Consider the following 15,895-nt stretch of genomic DNA (forward strand, 5'->3'; position numbering starts at 1 on the left):
CTCAAATCTAATAAAGAAAATCTAAAATTATTTGTGAATATTCGTGGAATTATTTGTGGAATTTGTGTTTAAATATTACTCCGTTCATGATTTTCGTTTTTTTGTTTTCTTTTAAACACAAATTACACTAATATTTTTTCACAAATGACTCAAATCTAATAAAGAAAATCTAAAATTATTTGTGGAATTTGTGTTTAAATATTACTCAAAATCATATCCAACATCCACGAGATACAATCCGTGAGCCGGTGCAGAAGTTCCCGCAGAGTTTCGGTGTTTGTCTTCAATGACTTTTCTTACGTCTTCAGGCTGTAATTTTCCTGAACCTACCTCAACCATAGTTCCCACAATAGCTCTCACCATATTTCTCAGAAAGCGGTTCGCAGAAACTGTAAATTTCAGTTCACTTCCATTCTGTTCCCATTCTGCTTTGTACATTTTGCAGAAGTTGGTTTTATTGTCGGTATGTAATTTTGCAAAGCTGGTAAAATCCTCATATTCAAATAAAATTTTACAGGCTTCATTCATTTTATCAATATCTAAAGGTTTCCTCCAGTGCTGCCACGCCGATTCTTCCGTGAACGGATTTTTTTCAAGCGAAATATAATATTCGTACGTTCGGTAAGTAGCGTCAAAACGCGCATGGAAATCATCTTTTACAGGAAATATTCTCTTAACGGAAATATCCGCCGGAAGAAAACTGTTCAGCCTTCTCACCAGTTCCTGATCCAAAATTTTCTCCGTATCAAAATGAGCAAAAATTTTCTTCGCATGAACACCCGTATCCGTTCTCCCCGCTCCCGTTGTCTTAATTTCTTCTCGTAAAATCGTGGAAAGTGCTTTCTCCAGTTCTTCCTGTACAGAAATAGCATTCGGCTGAATCTGGTAACCGAAATAATTCTTGCCGTTGTAGGAAAATTCTATAAAATATCTCAAGGTAAATAAAAATAACTCTACAAAAATACTTTAATTTGATGATAATCAATAACAGATTTTTTAAATAAATATCGAAAAGTAGCTCCCATATTCATCCAAATCCCTGCGAAATTTCCTATTTTTGCAAACGTATGAAAAGATGGTACCTCTATCCTTTTTCCCTCGGCTATCACATGGTAACGGGTATCCGAAACACAATGTATGATCTGGGAATTTTTAAATCTGTGAAATTCAAAACGCCGATAATCTGTGTCGGAAACCTTTCTGTGGGCGGAAGCGGAAAATCGCCGATGGTGATGTATCTTGCTCATTTCCTGTCCAAACATTACAGAACCGGCGTGCTTTCCAGAGGATACGGAAGACTTACGAAAGGATACGCTGTTACGAATTATGAAAGTAATTACAAAACTGTGGGCGATGAAGCCATGCAGTTGTTTGAACGCTTTAAAAACCGTTTCGTAATCGCAGTTTCCGAAGAAAGAGTTCCCGGAGCCAAAAAAGTAATCAGCGATATGGATCTTGATGTTCTGGTTCTGGATGATGCAATGCAGCACAGAGCGATAAAAGCAGGATTCAATATTATGATGACCGATTTTAATGATCCTTACTTCAAAGATCATCTTTTACCTGCGGGAGATTTGAGAGAATCAAGAGCAGGATCCAAAAGAGCGGATATCATCATGGTGAGCAAATGCCCAGATGAACTTACCGAGGAAACCAAACAGTATTACATTTCCAGAATAAGACCGAACCGTACGCAGAAAGTATTCTTTTCATCCATCGGATACGACGAAAATGTATACGGAAGAGAAAAAATGCTTCCCGACAACAACCTGAATTATTATGATATTCTTTTAATTACAGGAATTGCCAATCCGAAACCTCTCCTTACCCATCTTGCGAAATTTTCGCAAAGGGTAAAACACTTAAAATTCAGAGATCATCATAATTTCACGGAAGCAGACATCAAAAATATAGTAGCGGAATATAAAAAACTAGGGGAATATAAATTGATTTTAACCACTGAAAAAGACTACGTGCGCCTGAAAAGTTTTGATTATCTTAGAGATATTGTGTACTACTGGCCGATCAATGTAATTATTGATAAAAAGGAAGAATTCAATCAAATCATCTTAGATTATGTTAGAAAAAATTAAGCAGACCGCAGATTTCGTTAAAAACATCATTAAAGAAACTCCCGATTTTGCCATTGTTTTAGGCTCCGGCTTAGGCAAACTGCAGGATGAAGTGGAAGCTATTCATACTTTAGAATACACTGAAATCCCCAACTTTCCGCAGACTACCGTTGCAGGACACGGCGGAAAACTGATCTATGGAGTTCTGGAAGGGAAAAAAGTTCTGATGATGAGCGGTCGTTTTCATTACTACGAAGGGCATTCAATAGAAACGGTGGTCTTTCCGATCCGTGTTTTTTATCTGTTGGGAATTAAAAATCTCATTCTTTCCAATGCTTCAGGCGGAATTAATCCAGACTATAAGATCGGAGATATTGCAATCATCCGGGATCACATCAATATGATGCCTGAACATCCGCTTCGCGGCAGAAACATCGATTCTTTCGGTCCCCGATTTGTGGATATGAGCGAACCGTACAACAGAAAAATGATCTCCGTTGCACAAAATGTTGCTTCTGAACAGAATATTACCGTCCACCAAAGTGTTTATTTAGCTTTACAGGGACCCACTTTCGAAACTCCCGCAGAATACGGAATGATTAAAGCCATTGGCGGAGATCTTGTGGGAATGAGTACCGTTCCGGAAGTGATCGTTGCTAAACATATGGGAATGGATGTTTTCGGTATTTCCGTCGTGACCGATTTAGGCGGTCCCGATATTGCCCACTCCGTTTCTCACGAAGAAGTTCTGAATGCAGCCAATAAAGCCATGCCGAATGTAATTGCTGTGGTAAAAGGTTTGGTGAAAAATTATTAGTAAACCTAAGATTATTAACAATAAACTTGTTTAAACTAATTTCAGAATTAACCGCAAAAGCGACAAAAGATAATGTTAAAGCGAATTTCCAGAATAATCAAAGCGCTCAAAAGAATAAAAATCAAAGATTTTTAAAAACTATTGTTTTCTTTTTCATTTATAACAATCAACTTTAAATAAAAAATTTAGTAGATCTTTTGTGACTTTTGCGGTTAAATAAAGTTTAAACAGACTTAATATTTGTCGATGTTTTCAGAACGATAAAATTTGTGAATTTTTTAATTGTAAATTCAATAGAAATCTTCAATCCCATCAATTCTTATAAAGTCATCAAAAAATCAGTACAGATTGCACGGCATTGTCTAGATTTGCATACATAATTTTTTTGAACATGAAAAAACTGTTGTTACTATTAATGATGGGAATTTTCGGATTAGGCTGTTCTCAGCAGACCCCGAAAGTCCTGAAAAAAAGTTTCTCCAAACAAGCTTTGGCGCAGAAACTGGAAGATGAAGACGGAAAAACGGTTACCATTCAGCAGATTCTGGATCAGCATAAAGGTAAAGTTCTGGTTATTGATTTTTGGGCAGGATGGTGCAGAGACTGTTTAAATGCGCTTCCGAAAGCCAAAGAACTGGAAGAAAACAATAAGAATATAGATTTTGTATTTCTATCTTTAGACCGTTCCAAAGAAGGCTTTGAAAGAAGTCTGGAAAAATTTGAGATGAAAGACAAAGAAAACTATTGGTTCTCATCCGGCTGGAAAAATGATTTCAACAATTACGTTGATCTGAACTGGATTCCGCGTTATATGGTGATCGATCAGAAATCTGCCATTGCAAAATACTACGCTATTACTCCTGAAGATCCGGAAATTCAAGCGACCATTGATCAGCTTTTGAAATAATTAAGATTGAGGCTAAAGGATCATTGAACATGAGACATAAAACCTTAAACTTATAAATCATACAATAAAAAATACAGGAATCCATATCTTTGCGGTATGGATTCTTCTTTTCCCATGCGCAAAATAATTCACGTCGATATGGATGCATTTTATGCTTCTGTGGAACAGCATGACAATCCTGCATTGAAAGGAAAAGCACTTGCCGTTGGTGGTGGACATCGCGGTGTGGTTTCGGCGGCAAGTTACGAAGCCAGAAAATTCGGAGTCCGGTCTGCAATGCCCAGCAAAACGGCAAAAGAAAAATGTCCGCACCTTATTTTTGTACCTCCGCGTTTTGCGCGTTACAAGGAAATATCAAAAAAAATCCGTGAAATCTTTTACGAATACACCGATCTGGTAGAACCGCTTTCTTTGGATGAAGCCTATCTCGATGTTACAGAAAATAAAAAAGGAATGGAATCTGCCAATCAGATCGCCAAAGAGATCCGTCAGAAAATTTTTGAACAGACCGGACTTACTGCTTCCGCCGGAATATCCGTAAATAAATTTTTAGCCAAAGTCGCTTCAGATATCAACAAACCGAACGGACAAAAAACCATTCATCCCGACAAAATCGAAGGTTTTCTGGAAGAACTTCCGGTAGAAAAATTTTATGGAGTAGGAAAAGTAACGGCTAATAAAATGTTCAGTCTGGGCATTTACAAAGGGAAAGATTTAAAGAAAAGATCCATTGAAGATTTAACCAGACTGTTCGGAAAATCCGGAGCTTATTATTACAAAGTGGTTCGCGGAATTCATCATTCGGAAGTAAAACCGCACCGCATCCAGAAAAGTGTGGCAGTAGAAAGAACTTTTTTTGAAGACCTTTTTGATGAACAGCAGGTTGACGAAAAATTACAGAGCCTGAGCGAAGAACTGCAAAACAGATTGCAGAAAAATAATATTCTGGGAAGATCTTTAACTTTAAAAATTAAATACAAAGATTTCTCACTGTATACTCGAAGCATCACCAAAGAAGAATATTTTTCCTCTGCCGAACAATATTTCAATACCGGAAAAAAACTTTGGGAACTGAGACCTTTCGATAAGCCGGTGAGACTGTTGGGATTATCTCTTTCCCAGCTCAACACTGAAGAAAAAAAACAGGTTTCCATTCAACTAAAAATCCCGTTTAAGGAATTCGAAGATCAATAATTCGTTTTTTTTCACTAAATTGTAGTAACCAAATTTTACAATTTATGAATGAAACGATGATTCAGTATTTCCACTGGTATACAGAAGGAGACAGCAAACTGTGGAAAGAAGCAGAACAAAACGCAAAATATTTAGCCGGACTCGGCATTACCTCAGTCTGGTTTCCGCCCGCTTACAAAGGCGCAACAGGAGGTCATTCTATTGGCTACGATGCTTACGACCTCTATGACCTCGGAGAATTTGATCAGAAAGGAACAATTCCCACCAAATACGGCACGAAAGAAGATTACCTGAAAGCGATAAAGGCGCTTAAAGAAAACAATATTAAAGTAATTGTAGATATTGTACTTGGACATAAAGGCGGAGGCGATGAACTGGAAACCTTTAAAGCATTAAAAGTAGACGAAGAAAACAGAGAAAAAATTATCTCGGATGAAATAGAAATACAGTCTTATACCAAATTCAACTTTCCCGGAAGAAATAAAAAATATTCTGAATTTGAATGGAACTTCACCTGCTTTAGCGGTGTGGATTATGCAGAAGGAATGGATTCGCAGATTTTTAAAATTAAAAATGAATACGGAACCGACTGGGAAGAAATGATCGACGATGAGAAAGGAAATTACGATTACCTGATGTACAATGATGTAGAACACAGAAATCCTTTCGTGCGCGAGGAACTGAACAACTGGGCAAAATGGTATTTTGATGAAACCGATTTCGACGGCGTGAGACTGGATGCCTTAAAGCATATTTCATTTGATTTTTATAAAGAATGGCTTACTTTGCTTCGTTCCAATACCGGAAAAAATATTTTTGCGGTCGGCGAATATTGGGCTCCCGGATATCTGAATCTCTTGCAGAAATACATCGATGTTACCGAAGGATGCATGAGTCTGTTCGACAGTTCGCTACAGAATAATTTTCACACCGCTTCCAACGAAGGAAATTCTTACGATTTGCGGAGAATCTTTGACGAAAGTCTTACTCAGGCAGATCCGCTTCACTCGGTAAGTCTTGTGGATAATCATGACACGCAGCCTTTACAGGATCTTGAAGCTCCAGTTGAAGAATGGTTCAAACCTTTGGCGTATGCATTGATTCTGCTGAGAAAAGACGGTTATCCGTGTGTGTTTTATCCGGATCTCTACGGAGCGCATTATGTGGATAAAGATAAGGAAGGCAATGATCAGGAAATATTTTTAAATAAAGTGGATGGCATTGAAGAACTTCTGAAAGCCCGAAAAAACAATGCTTACGGTGAACAGAGAGATTATTTTGAGGATGCCAATTGTCTTGGATGGGTTCGTGAAGGCGATGAGGAACATTCCGGATGTGCGGTAGTTTTAAGCAATAAAGATGCTTACGAAAAACCTATGGAAATGGGCGAAAGATATATCGGACAAACGTTCTATGATGCTTTGGGAAGATTTGAAGATAAAATTACCATCGATGAAAACGGTTGGGGAAATTTCCCGGTTCCGGCGGGAAATGTGAGTGTCTGGCTTGCTGAATAATTTGAACACAAATATCACAAAAGGCTTTCACAAATGACATGAATACTTTTGCAAATAGCATAATTTTAAATGAAGCTATCTAAAATTCAATTGTATTATTCATGAAAATATTTTTGACACTTGTGTTTAAAAAATGTAGAAAATTCGTGGTATTCGTGTTTAAAAATAAAACTAAACTTTTCGGAGTTCAAGAATTTCCGGTCGCTCAGAGTGATCGGAAATTTTTCCTGTTCTTGCAAATTCCGCCCACAATGCGCGAAGTTTTTTTCCGTTTTCCTGAATGTGTTTCCACGGAACATCTTTTAAAAGTTCTGCCGATTTCCATGCTTCCTGATTTTCGAAAATCAAAGGAAGATCTGCACAGTGAGAAGCTCCGATATAATTATTTTTCAGAACAGAATTAATTTTAAACTGATAAATATTTCCACCACCCGAAGCATAATTTTCAGCAAAAATCTTTGCCGGTTTTTCATAAATGGATTCTGTTGTTTTACGAACAATTTTGTTGAGAATCTTTTCGTGGAGATAAGTGTAAAATCCTTCCTGAGCCGTTTTTACATAAAAAGCTGTTTCGTCATGATTGGAACCGATCAATACATCATATTTCTTCGCATTCGCTTTCCATTCTGGTAAACTTTCCTCTTCTGTGCATAAGGGGGCAAAACCATATTGCGTACAGAAAGGCATGGACGTTTTTAAACCATATTTTCTGAATGACGGTAAAAATTTTACGTATTCATCCACCATTTTCAGGGGATCTTTTTCATGTTTCAGAAAATTGGTCTTATTGAAAAATTCTAAAGACATTTTGCTTCTTTTCATCCTGAAACCAAGCGGTGCGCTGTGGATAATGGCTCTTTTAAACAATCCATCAATTCCTTCGGAAATCATCAGATGCGCAATCGCATCGCCTCCGGAAGACTGCCCGAAAAGGGTAATATTTTCCGGATTTCCGCCAAAACTGTGGATATTTTTCTGAATCCACTTCAGAGATTCCATGATATCAAACAAACCTAAATTGGCAGGTCTTTCTTCGTTTCCTCCCAAAAATCCAAAAAGTCCGAGACGATATGTAATGGAAACAACGATAAGATTCTGTTCTTTTACCCAAACCGAAGGATCGGAAGTGGGCAGATCTCCACAGCCAATTTCATAGGAACCTCCGTGAATCCACACTACCACCGGAAGGTTCTCATTCGCCACAAAATTTTCCGGACGGGTAATTGTTAAAAACTGAGGAGATTCATCGGGTTCGAAATGCTCCACATTCGTTTTCTGGATCAATCTTTCCAGCAGCGGGCTGATGTGTTGAGGACAGACCGGTGTTTTATCCGGAATTTCGTGAGTCTGAATATCTTCTACAGGAACGGGCTTTTTATATCTTTCTGATCTCGCGTAACGGATGCTTTTCGCTTTGATCACCCCGTGTGTTTTTATTGCAGAGATTTTACCGATAGAAGTATGAAAAGTATGAATTCCTGTATTTTGCTGTAGCGTCATGATGAAACAAAATTTTTCTGCTTTTTAAATGTAGTAATTTTCTCAATTTAATGAAACATCAATGTCCCTGTTTTAGACAATTTTTCACAAATAAATTCTTAAAATCACTTAAGTAAGCAATGAAATATTGTTCTGGTTTTTGCTTCAACCAATCAGTTTAAAGATTTATATTCACTTGGGGAAACGCCTACTTTGCTTTTAAAAAGCCTTGTAAAATGCTGCGGATATTTGAACCCCAGATTGTACGAAATTTCACTGATGGATTTGGCGGAATCGAAAATCTGGTCTTTTGCCACATCAATCAGTTTATTGTGGATGAATTCCTGAGCGGAAACCCCCAGTTCTTTTTTAATTAAATCTCCAAAATAATTCGCTGAAAGATTAAGCTGTTCTGCAAAATAATGAACCATCGGAAAACCTATATTCTTAGGCTTTTCAGAGGTAAGATAATCGTTCAGCAGACTTTCAAATTTTCCGATGACTCCCTGATTGATGTGATCTCTGGTGATAAACTGACGGTCGTAAAACCGCATGCAGTAATTCAGGAAAAGTTCAATATTATTTACAATTAAAGATTTACTGTGTTTATCAATTGTCTGTTCCAGTTCATGCTTTATATTTTTAAAACATTCGAGAATAATTTCTCTTTCTTTTTCTGAAAGATGCAGTGCTTCATGAACTTCGTAGGAGAAAAAATTATAGTCTTTGATATTTTTTCCGAGGTTGGTTCCTTTTAATAAATCAGGATGAAAAATAAGAGCAAAACCGGCTGGCTGAATGTAGGTACCTGCATTAGAAATTCCGTACGTCTGTCCGGGAGCAATAAAAACCAGTGTTCCTTCCTGATAATCGTAGCTGTGTTTTCCGTACTGCATATCGCCACACATCACATCTTTTAAAAAGACCGTGTAAAAACCAAACTGTCTCAAATGCTGACAAATGGGATCGGATTTGGAAAAATCGATTACACTTACCAAAGGATGTAACGTCTCGTGATTCAGCATTTTATTGTATTCTGAAACCGTATTGTAGATTTCAACCTCCTGATTTTCCATGAAGTAAATTTTAATTGCTATTCAAAATTACCACTTTTAATCCTACGTTTTATTTCGTCTGTAAAATTGGTACATCTTTCCGTAATTTATATAAGATGATTTGTTCTAAAAGGTTCGAATTTTGCAGCTAAGAAAATAACGAATTCCCTATTCTGAATCAAAGAATAAACTAATCAAAATAATTAATACTAAACAAAATGAGTACATTCACAGTAAAAGCTTACGGAGCAGAATCCAACACTGCCGATTTACAGGAATTAAATATTGCAAGAAGAGAAGTAACCGCAAAAGACGTAGAAATTGAAATTCTATACTGCGGCGTTTGCCACTCCGATCTTCACACCGCAAGAAACGACTGGGGCGGATCGATGTATCCTGTAGTTCCGGGACATGAAATTGTAGGGAGAATTACAAATGTAGGAAATGAAGTTTCTAAATTTAAAGTCGGAGATCTTGCGGCAGTCGGCTGTATGGTAGATTCTTGCGGCGAGTGCGAAAGCTGCAAACACGATCTTGAGCAATATTGCCAGAATGGTTTCACAGGAACTTACAACGGAGCCGACAAACATTTAGGAGGTCATACTTTCGGCGGATATTCTCAGAAAGTAGTTGTAGATGAACATTTCGTATTAAGCGTTCCTGAAAACTTAGATTTAGCGGCTGTTGCTCCCCTTCTTTGCGCAGGAATTACAACATGGTCTCCGTTAAGACACTGGAATGTAGGTCCTGATTCTAAAGTTGCTGTTGTAGGTTTGGGAGGTTTGGGACACATGGCGATTAAACTGGCAAAAGGTTTGGGTGCTGAAGTAACATTATTCTCGCGAACTCCGGGAAAAACGGAAGATGCTAAAAAACTGGGAGCAGATCATGTGGTGATTTCTACGGAGCAGGATCAGATGGATGCTGTAAAAGGGAAATTTGATGTGATTATTGATACTGTTCCTTATGAACACGACATTAATCCTTATATGCAGACTGTTGCTTTAAACGGAACTCTGGTTATGGTAGGATTTGTAGGGGAATTCGAAAATGAAGCTCCAAGTACAAGACCGCTTATTTTCCAGCGCCGTTCTGTTGCCGGATCTTTAATCGGAGGAATTGCCGAAACTCAGGAACTTCTGGATTTCTGCGGAAAACATAATATTGTATCTGATATTGAATTAATCAAAATGCAGGACATTAATGAAGCGTATGACAGAATGCTGAAAAGCGACGTGAAATACCGTTTCGTGATTGATATGCAATCTTTGTAATTCTTTGTATATTGTTAACTAAGGCTCTCTTCGGAGGGCTTTTTTTGTTTACTGTTTATGGTTTGGTTTATGGTTTATGAAAATTAAGTTTTCTGATGGTTAATTTTTACAATGTTACATTTCTTAAATGATCATATTTTCCCTCCATGTGTTTAAATGCCCATTCTGCCATGGAACTGATAACCGGAATTAAACCTTTTCCTGCCTCACTCAGTTCATAAGTAACATGGGGCGGAACAACAGGCTTTGCAGTTCTGATGATCAGTCCGTCATTTTCTAATTGCTTTAAATGCTGAATCAGCATCTTTTCGGTTACCGCAGGAATGGCGCGTTTCAGTTCGCTGTACCTTTTGTCTCCGTTGGAAAGATGATATAAAATAATAGGTTTCCAGAATCCGCCGATTTTTTCCATGACATACGTTACGGGACAGGAATCCAGTGCGTATTTTTTATTCTGCTGAATGGTGGATGTTTCTTTTATGGCTGTCATAATGAATACATACTTTAGGGTAAGTACTTGTATAAAAGTAAGTACAAATATACCTTTGTATCAGGAAATAAAAAAATAATTATCAACAAAAAAATAAAAATTATGAAAATCATCATCACCGGTTCATTGGGAAATGTAGCAAAACCTCTTGCAGAGCAATTAATTGCAGAAGGACATGATATTACCGTTATCAGCAGCAGCGAATCTAAAAAAAGTGAAATTGAAAATCTGGGAGCCAAAGCCGCTATAGGTTCTATTACAGACCTGAACTTTTTGGTTGACACTTTTAAAGGAAATGATGCCGCGTTTCTGATGACTCCACCCAATATGGGATTTGAAAATCTTGTTGAAAATACGACGAACGCAGGAAAAAATTATGCTGAAGCCGTTCAACAAACCGGAATCAGAAGGATTGTGATGCTAAGCAGCATCGGAGCAGAATCTCCTGTGGAAAACGGACCGATAAAAGGTCTTCATGCTATTGAGAAATTCTATAATGAACTGGAAAATACATCCGTCACTTTTTTAAGAGCAGGATATTTCTACATCAATTTCTTTAATGATATTCCGCTGATTAAAAACGCCGGAATTCTTGGCGCGAATTATCCGGATCACACGGAAGTTCCATTGGTTCATCCCAAAGATATTGCAAAAGCTGCTGCTGAAGAACTGATAAAAAGTGCTGAAGGCAAACATGTAAAATATATTGTAAGCGATGTTCGCAAAGCTCAGGATTTTGCAAATATTTTCGGAGGTGCCATCGGAAAGCCGGAACTTCCTTGGATAGAATTTAAGGATGAAGATTCTTTACACGGAATGCTTCAGGCAGGAGTTCCGCAGGAAATGGCAGAATTGTATACGGAAATGGGAAGAGGAATCCGTACCGGAATTGTTCAGAAGGATTTTATTGAACATGGTTCTGTAGTGGAGGGAGAAATTAAACTTGAAGATTTTGCAAAGGAATTTGCGGGTAAATTTAATGCTTAATGTTATTTTATAACTTTTCTTTTGTCTTGAAACAAAAGAAACAAAAATTCAAGACTCGGAAACTTCCGCTAAAAATTAAAATTTAATCCTAAAATCCCCAAAACTTGCGCGAATTAAAGATTTGCCTTTTGATTTAATATTTGTCTCGCGCTTCAAACAGTGGGAATTTCTTAACGGACTAAATTTAAATTTTCTTAACGCTCCATTTTCCTATGTCATTTAATCATTACATTCAAATCAGTTTCGGCGAGCCTTTGGCTCGCCGAAACTGTTATCAATAGATTATTTAAATTTAATCTTTACCTCAACCTTGGTTTATTCCTTTTCTTTCAAAATTCCCTTCAAAACCTTCAATTTCCCGTCAATAGGCTGATCGATTTTCAACCCTAAAATATCTGCAACCAAAGGATAAACGTTAATGTTCTGAAATTCATCAATCACCAAATTATTTTTGAATTCCGGTCCCCATGCAAAGAATGTGGCTTTCATTTCAGGAACTATCTGCGGATTATAGCCGTGCTTTCCAACCGATGATTTTTTTCCTTTTTCCAAAAATATTTTGGGAGCATTCGGAATTAATAAAATCTGTCCGATTCTTTTATACCGGTCATCTTTTGTTGAAAAATGAAGATATTTGGGGAGCTTTTTATCCAGATAAACTTCATAATCTTCTGTTTTGTTAGCTTTTAATTCCTTATAAACCCTTTTAACCTCATCTGGATTTTTAACGTAAACCCTCAATAAAGTCTGCGGATTGTAAAAATCAAATCTTTCTTTATTAAAAAGCATTGCGGGAATTTCTAACGGACTTCCTCCATCCACTTTTATCATTCCGTGATCCGAAACAAAGACAAAGTTTACATTTTGTAATCCTAAATCATGAACTTTCTGAACCAGTTCGCCAATAGCTCCATCCACCAGATGAACAGCATCTTCGGTTTCTCTGGAATCCGGACCGAAATGATGTCCGCTTGCATCAACTTCAGGAAAATACAATGAAATGAAATGTGGTCTTTTTTCCATTGGCAGCTTTAGCCATTCGATTACTTTGTCCACTTTTTCAGATGGTGAGAATTTTTCGTGGTAATGATAATAATAAGTAGGTCTGTTTCCTCCTGCATTGCTTGCAGAACCTACCCACATTAACGAAGCGGAAAGCATTCCCTGTTTTTCAGCGAGTCCCCAAAGCGGCGTTCCGCCGTACCAGCTTCCGTCTTCGGCATTTTTCTTATCGCTCATGGCGTAGCTTTCCTTCTTTTCATAATCGTAGAAATAATTATCGATCAGTCCGTGATGAGAGGGATACAATCCGGTAATCAATGTCCAGTGATTGGGAAAAGTAATGCTTGGATAACTGGGAATCATCGCTTTCGCCTGAATTCCTTCATTGGAATATTTTAAAAGATTTTCTGCGTTGTATTTTTTAGCATAATCATAACGAAACCCATCTGTAGAAATCATGATGACATAAGGTTTCGTCTGAGCTTCAGCCGTATTGTAACGATCAGGAACTACAACTTCTTCTGTATCAACATTATCTTTTTGGGCAAAAACTGTCAGTGAAAAAATTAACAGTAAGAATTGAAGGCTTTTCTTCATGATTTATATTTTCTGCAAAATTAGGATCTAGAATCCTGAAAGAAAAGATTCTCCGGTTAAAAAAAGATTAAAAGCATTTTTTAGAATGAGTGTAAATAAAGAATATTTATATTTGGTTAAAATATCAAATATTGGAATTTTTGCTGGATATTTTAGGAAATTTTGTTCGCTGGATATTTATTTACCACTGCGATTCTGAAAGAATGAACGAGAAATACAGTTCCTATCCTAAATCTGAGGGATTAAAAAATACTTTAGCAGGAATTATATTAATCGTTTCTGTCACAATTATCATTTTATATTTTTCATAAAAAAAGACCACCTTTCAGTGGTCTCCGTTTATTCTTTGATTAACTGTTCAAAAGATGTTGAACCGTCTTTTAACGTAATTTCCAGATAATAATTTCCGGATTTCAAGTCGGAAATATTCACTTCTTTTCCATCAGCTTTTATGGTTTTTACCTTTCTTCCGGTAGATTCGAAAACATCAATATTTTTTATTTTATCGGCATCTTTGAAATTAATGGTTTCTTTTGCAGGATTTGGATAAAGAACTACTTTTTTACTTTGTGCAGCGACTTCTCCGGTTGCTAAAACAGCTCCCATCGTAAGAGAAGCGTAGCCCCTGTTTGAAGAATGGTAAGATATTCCCGTTCCTCCTGCAGTTCTTGCATAGAAAATATTAATGGTTCCTGCAGAATTAGGAATGGCAAAGTCTCCAGTTCCTCCGGCAAGGGATCTTGTAGCCACTACTGTTCTTGTACTTCCCGAAACGGTGTTTGAAACCTGAGTCCAATCCTGCGTAGCATCTGCAGAAGGTGAGGAAAATCCTACAAATGTATAATCTCTGTTTGAAGATGAATTGTAAATAAATCCATCTGATCCGTTTGCCATTCCGCTTGATCCGAAACCGATTCCGAGCATTGAATTGCTGTCTCCAGTTAAAGTAAGCGTAGCGGTAGTTGCATTCGTATCTAATTTCACCGTCATTGCAGCAGCCGATAAATTTACTGTACCCGACGAAAACTGCGCTCCTACAGAAATCGCAAGAGCCATTGATAATGTGAGTAAAACTTTTTTCATATTTTAATTTTTAAGTAGATTAATTATTTCTTTATTGTTTGTCTGTAAAGCATACTCGAAGGGAGTCATTCCCTGCGCGTCTTTCAGGGTTTTGTCGGCTTTGTATTTCAGCAGTAATTCCGTCAATTCTTTATTTCCGAATTTTACTGCCCAAAATAGCGGGGTCGATCCTGTAGCATCCGCAATATTAGGATCTGCTTTTTTCTCTAAAATATAGGTTACCAGATCTTTGTTATATTTTACGGAAAGTCCCGACAATGCAGTTCCTTCACGGCTTTTATAATTTACATCTTTCACATTGTCCATCAAAAATTTTGCAACGTCTACATTTCCTCTGTAGCAAGCCAGAATTAAAGGAGAAAAACCGCTTTCATTAGTTTGGTTAATGATGTCTGGATTCTGTTTCATCATGTCCTTCACTTCAGCAACTGTACCGCTTCTTGCCACATCAAAAATAGATTTTGCTTTTTCCTGAGCGGTTGCCAAAGTAAAACTGAGAAACATTCCTAACAATAAAATTAATTTTCTCATTGTTTTGTAAGAACATAATTGTATTGAACATTCACGTTTTCAGCAATCTTTTTAGATACCATTTTCGGAATGGTTACTTTATGATCTGCGGTCTTGGCAACAAATCCTCCCGACATATAAATTTTCCCGTCTTTGGCATAAATGGTTGCCGCAGAATTGTACGCCTTATCTACTCCATGAAAATTTAATTTTCCCTGAACGGTATATTTTTGTGGCGTTGCGGATAATTTGGATTTATCAAAATTCAGAATTTTTCCGGTGAAGGTTGCTTTTGGATATTTTGCGGTTTCGGCATAGCTTTCATTGAAGTGCTCTTCCATTAATTTTGTTTTGAAATGGAAGTTTTTAACGACAGAAACTGATGCAAAATCTCCTGTATCAGCATTGATTACCGCGACATTATTGTCATCCTGTGCAAAAACATCTTCAAATAGAGGTACAGACGCTTCAAACGTTACTTTCCCTGTTTTAGCCATATACTTTTGCGCAAAAGCAAAATTGGTAAAGAATAACGCTGTAATAAGTAAAACTAGCTTTTTCATTTTAAATTTTTAGTTTTCGAGAAGCCCGTCGGCTTTCCATTTCGTGATGATAGTAATTTGTGAAGGCGATAAACTTCCTCCTTGAGGCATTTTCAGAGGGTCTCCATTGGCTCGGCTTATTCTGTTGATGACATTATCGATATTTGCTTTCACCTGAGAATAATTTGAAAGAGCCTGAACTCCCGGTGAATGACAACTGACACAATTGGCATCAATAATGGGCTTTACGTCTTTATTGTAAGTTACCACTTCCGCAATCGGAGTATTATCTGAGATTTCCTCATATGTTCTGCTTTCACAAGCCGTTAATACCACTGCTGATGAAATGATGTACATAAACTTTTTCAT

General features: G+C 37.2%; 16 protein-coding genes. 7 read left to right on the forward strand and 9 right to left on the reverse strand.

Going from position 1 to position 15,895, the window contains the following annotated elements:
* Positions 1-201: 201 nt before the first annotated feature.
* Positions 202-936: a tRNA pseudouridine(38-40) synthase TruA gene (gene truA, locus PFY09_RS09735; RefSeq protein ID WP_271162282.1), complete on the reverse strand. Its 735-nt coding sequence runs from the start codon at positions 934-936 to the stop codon at positions 202-204.
* Between the two features lie 131 nt (positions 937-1,067).
* Here truA and lpxK point away from each other — a divergent pair, with 131 nt between their 5' ends.
* The 5 genes from lpxK to PFY09_RS09760 all read left to right on the forward strand — a co-directional run bounded on the left by lpxK (position 1,068) and on the right by PFY09_RS09760 (position 6,507).
* The gene (gene lpxK / locus PFY09_RS09740) at positions 1,068-2,093 is read left to right on the forward strand and encodes a tetraacyldisaccharide 4'-kinase (protein ID WP_271162283.1); all 1,026 of its coding nucleotides are present in this window, start codon (positions 1,068-1,070) and stop codon (positions 2,091-2,093) included.
* Complete coding sequence (locus PFY09_RS09745; protein WP_271162284.1) at positions 2,077-2,889, forward strand: purine-nucleoside phosphorylase; 813 nt, start codon at positions 2,077-2,079, stop codon at positions 2,887-2,889. The genes lpxK and PFY09_RS09745 overlap by 17 nt, the downstream gene beginning before the upstream one ends.
* 391 nt (positions 2,890-3,280) lie before the next feature.
* The gene (locus PFY09_RS09750) at positions 3,281-3,796 is read left to right on the forward strand and encodes a TlpA family protein disulfide reductase (RefSeq protein ID WP_268055191.1); all 516 of its coding nucleotides are present in this window, start codon (positions 3,281-3,283) and stop codon (positions 3,794-3,796) included.
* A 96-nt stretch (positions 3,797-3,892) separates the two neighbouring features.
* Positions 3,893-4,990, forward strand: coding sequence for a DNA polymerase IV (gene dinB / locus PFY09_RS09755; protein ID WP_271162285.1), 1,098 nt, complete (start codon positions 3,893-3,895; stop codon positions 4,988-4,990).
* A gap of 44 nt (positions 4,991-5,034) precedes the next feature.
* Positions 5,035-6,507, forward strand: a complete 1,473-nt coding sequence (locus tag PFY09_RS09760; RefSeq protein ID WP_271162286.1) for an alpha-amylase — start codon at positions 5,035-5,037, stop codon at positions 6,505-6,507.
* A gap of 171 nt (positions 6,508-6,678) precedes the next feature.
* Here PFY09_RS09760 and PFY09_RS09765 read toward each other — a convergent pair whose 3' ends face one another.
* Both PFY09_RS09765 and PFY09_RS09770 read right to left on the reverse strand, forming a co-directional pair.
* Positions 6,679-8,007 (reverse strand): carboxylesterase family protein, encoded by a 1,329-nt coding sequence (locus tag PFY09_RS09765; protein WP_271162287.1) that lies wholly within the window; start codon positions 8,005-8,007, stop codon positions 6,679-6,681.
* A gap of 152 nt (positions 8,008-8,159) precedes the next feature.
* A complete protein-coding gene (locus PFY09_RS09770) occupies positions 8,160-9,062 on the reverse strand; it encodes a helix-turn-helix domain-containing protein (RefSeq protein WP_271162288.1) in 903 nt (300 codons plus the stop codon).
* Positions 9,063-9,259: 197 nt separating this feature from the next.
* Here PFY09_RS09770 and PFY09_RS09775 point away from each other — a divergent pair, with 197 nt between their 5' ends.
* Positions 9,260-10,315 carry an NAD(P)-dependent alcohol dehydrogenase gene (locus PFY09_RS09775; RefSeq protein ID WP_271162289.1) on the forward strand — a complete coding sequence of 352 codons (1,056 nt, stop codon included), beginning with the start codon at positions 9,260-9,262 and terminating at the stop codon, positions 10,313-10,315.
* A 106-nt stretch (positions 10,316-10,421) separates the two neighbouring features.
* Here PFY09_RS09775 and PFY09_RS09780 read toward each other — a convergent pair whose 3' ends face one another.
* On the reverse strand, positions 10,422-10,805 hold the full coding sequence (locus PFY09_RS09780; protein ID WP_076390723.1) for a winged helix-turn-helix transcriptional regulator: 384 nt from the start codon (positions 10,803-10,805) through the stop codon (positions 10,422-10,424).
* A gap of 102 nt (positions 10,806-10,907) precedes the next feature.
* Here PFY09_RS09780 and PFY09_RS09785 point away from each other — a divergent pair, with 102 nt between their 5' ends.
* Entirely contained in the window at positions 10,908-11,792 is an 885-nt protein-coding gene (locus tag PFY09_RS09785) for an NAD(P)H-binding protein (protein ID WP_271162290.1), read from the forward strand.
* 315 nt (positions 11,793-12,107) lie between these two features.
* Here PFY09_RS09785 and PFY09_RS09790 read toward each other — a convergent pair whose 3' ends face one another.
* The 5 genes from PFY09_RS09790 to PFY09_RS09810 form a co-directional block, all read right to left on the reverse strand.
* Entirely contained in the window at positions 12,108-13,391 is a 1,284-nt protein-coding gene (locus tag PFY09_RS09790) for an alkaline phosphatase family protein (RefSeq protein WP_271162291.1), read from the reverse strand.
* Positions 13,392-13,730: 339 nt separating this feature from the next.
* Positions 13,731-14,474 carry a T9SS type A sorting domain-containing protein gene (locus PFY09_RS09795; RefSeq protein WP_087707463.1) on the reverse strand — a complete coding sequence of 248 codons (744 nt, stop codon included), beginning with the start codon at positions 14,472-14,474 and terminating at the stop codon, positions 13,731-13,733.
* A gap of 3 nt (positions 14,475-14,477) precedes the next feature.
* Entirely contained in the window at positions 14,478-15,005 is a 528-nt protein-coding gene (locus PFY09_RS09800; RefSeq protein WP_108411160.1) for an ankyrin repeat domain-containing protein, read from the reverse strand.
* Positions 15,002-15,547 (reverse strand): YceI family protein, encoded by a 546-nt coding sequence (locus PFY09_RS09805; protein WP_076390718.1) that lies wholly within the window; start codon positions 15,545-15,547, stop codon positions 15,002-15,004. Before PFY09_RS09805 ends, PFY09_RS09800 begins: the two co-directional genes overlap by 4 nt.
* Before the next feature lie 9 nt (positions 15,548-15,556).
* Positions 15,557-15,895 carry a cytochrome c gene (locus tag PFY09_RS09810; protein WP_076390717.1) on the reverse strand — a complete coding sequence of 113 codons (339 nt, stop codon included), beginning with the start codon at positions 15,893-15,895 and terminating at the stop codon, positions 15,557-15,559.

Origin of the sequence: Chryseobacterium gambrini (assembly GCF_027920505.1) — a bacterium.
In the GTDB taxonomy this organism is placed as follows: Bacteria; Bacteroidota; Bacteroidia; order Flavobacteriales; family Weeksellaceae; genus Chryseobacterium; species Chryseobacterium gambrini.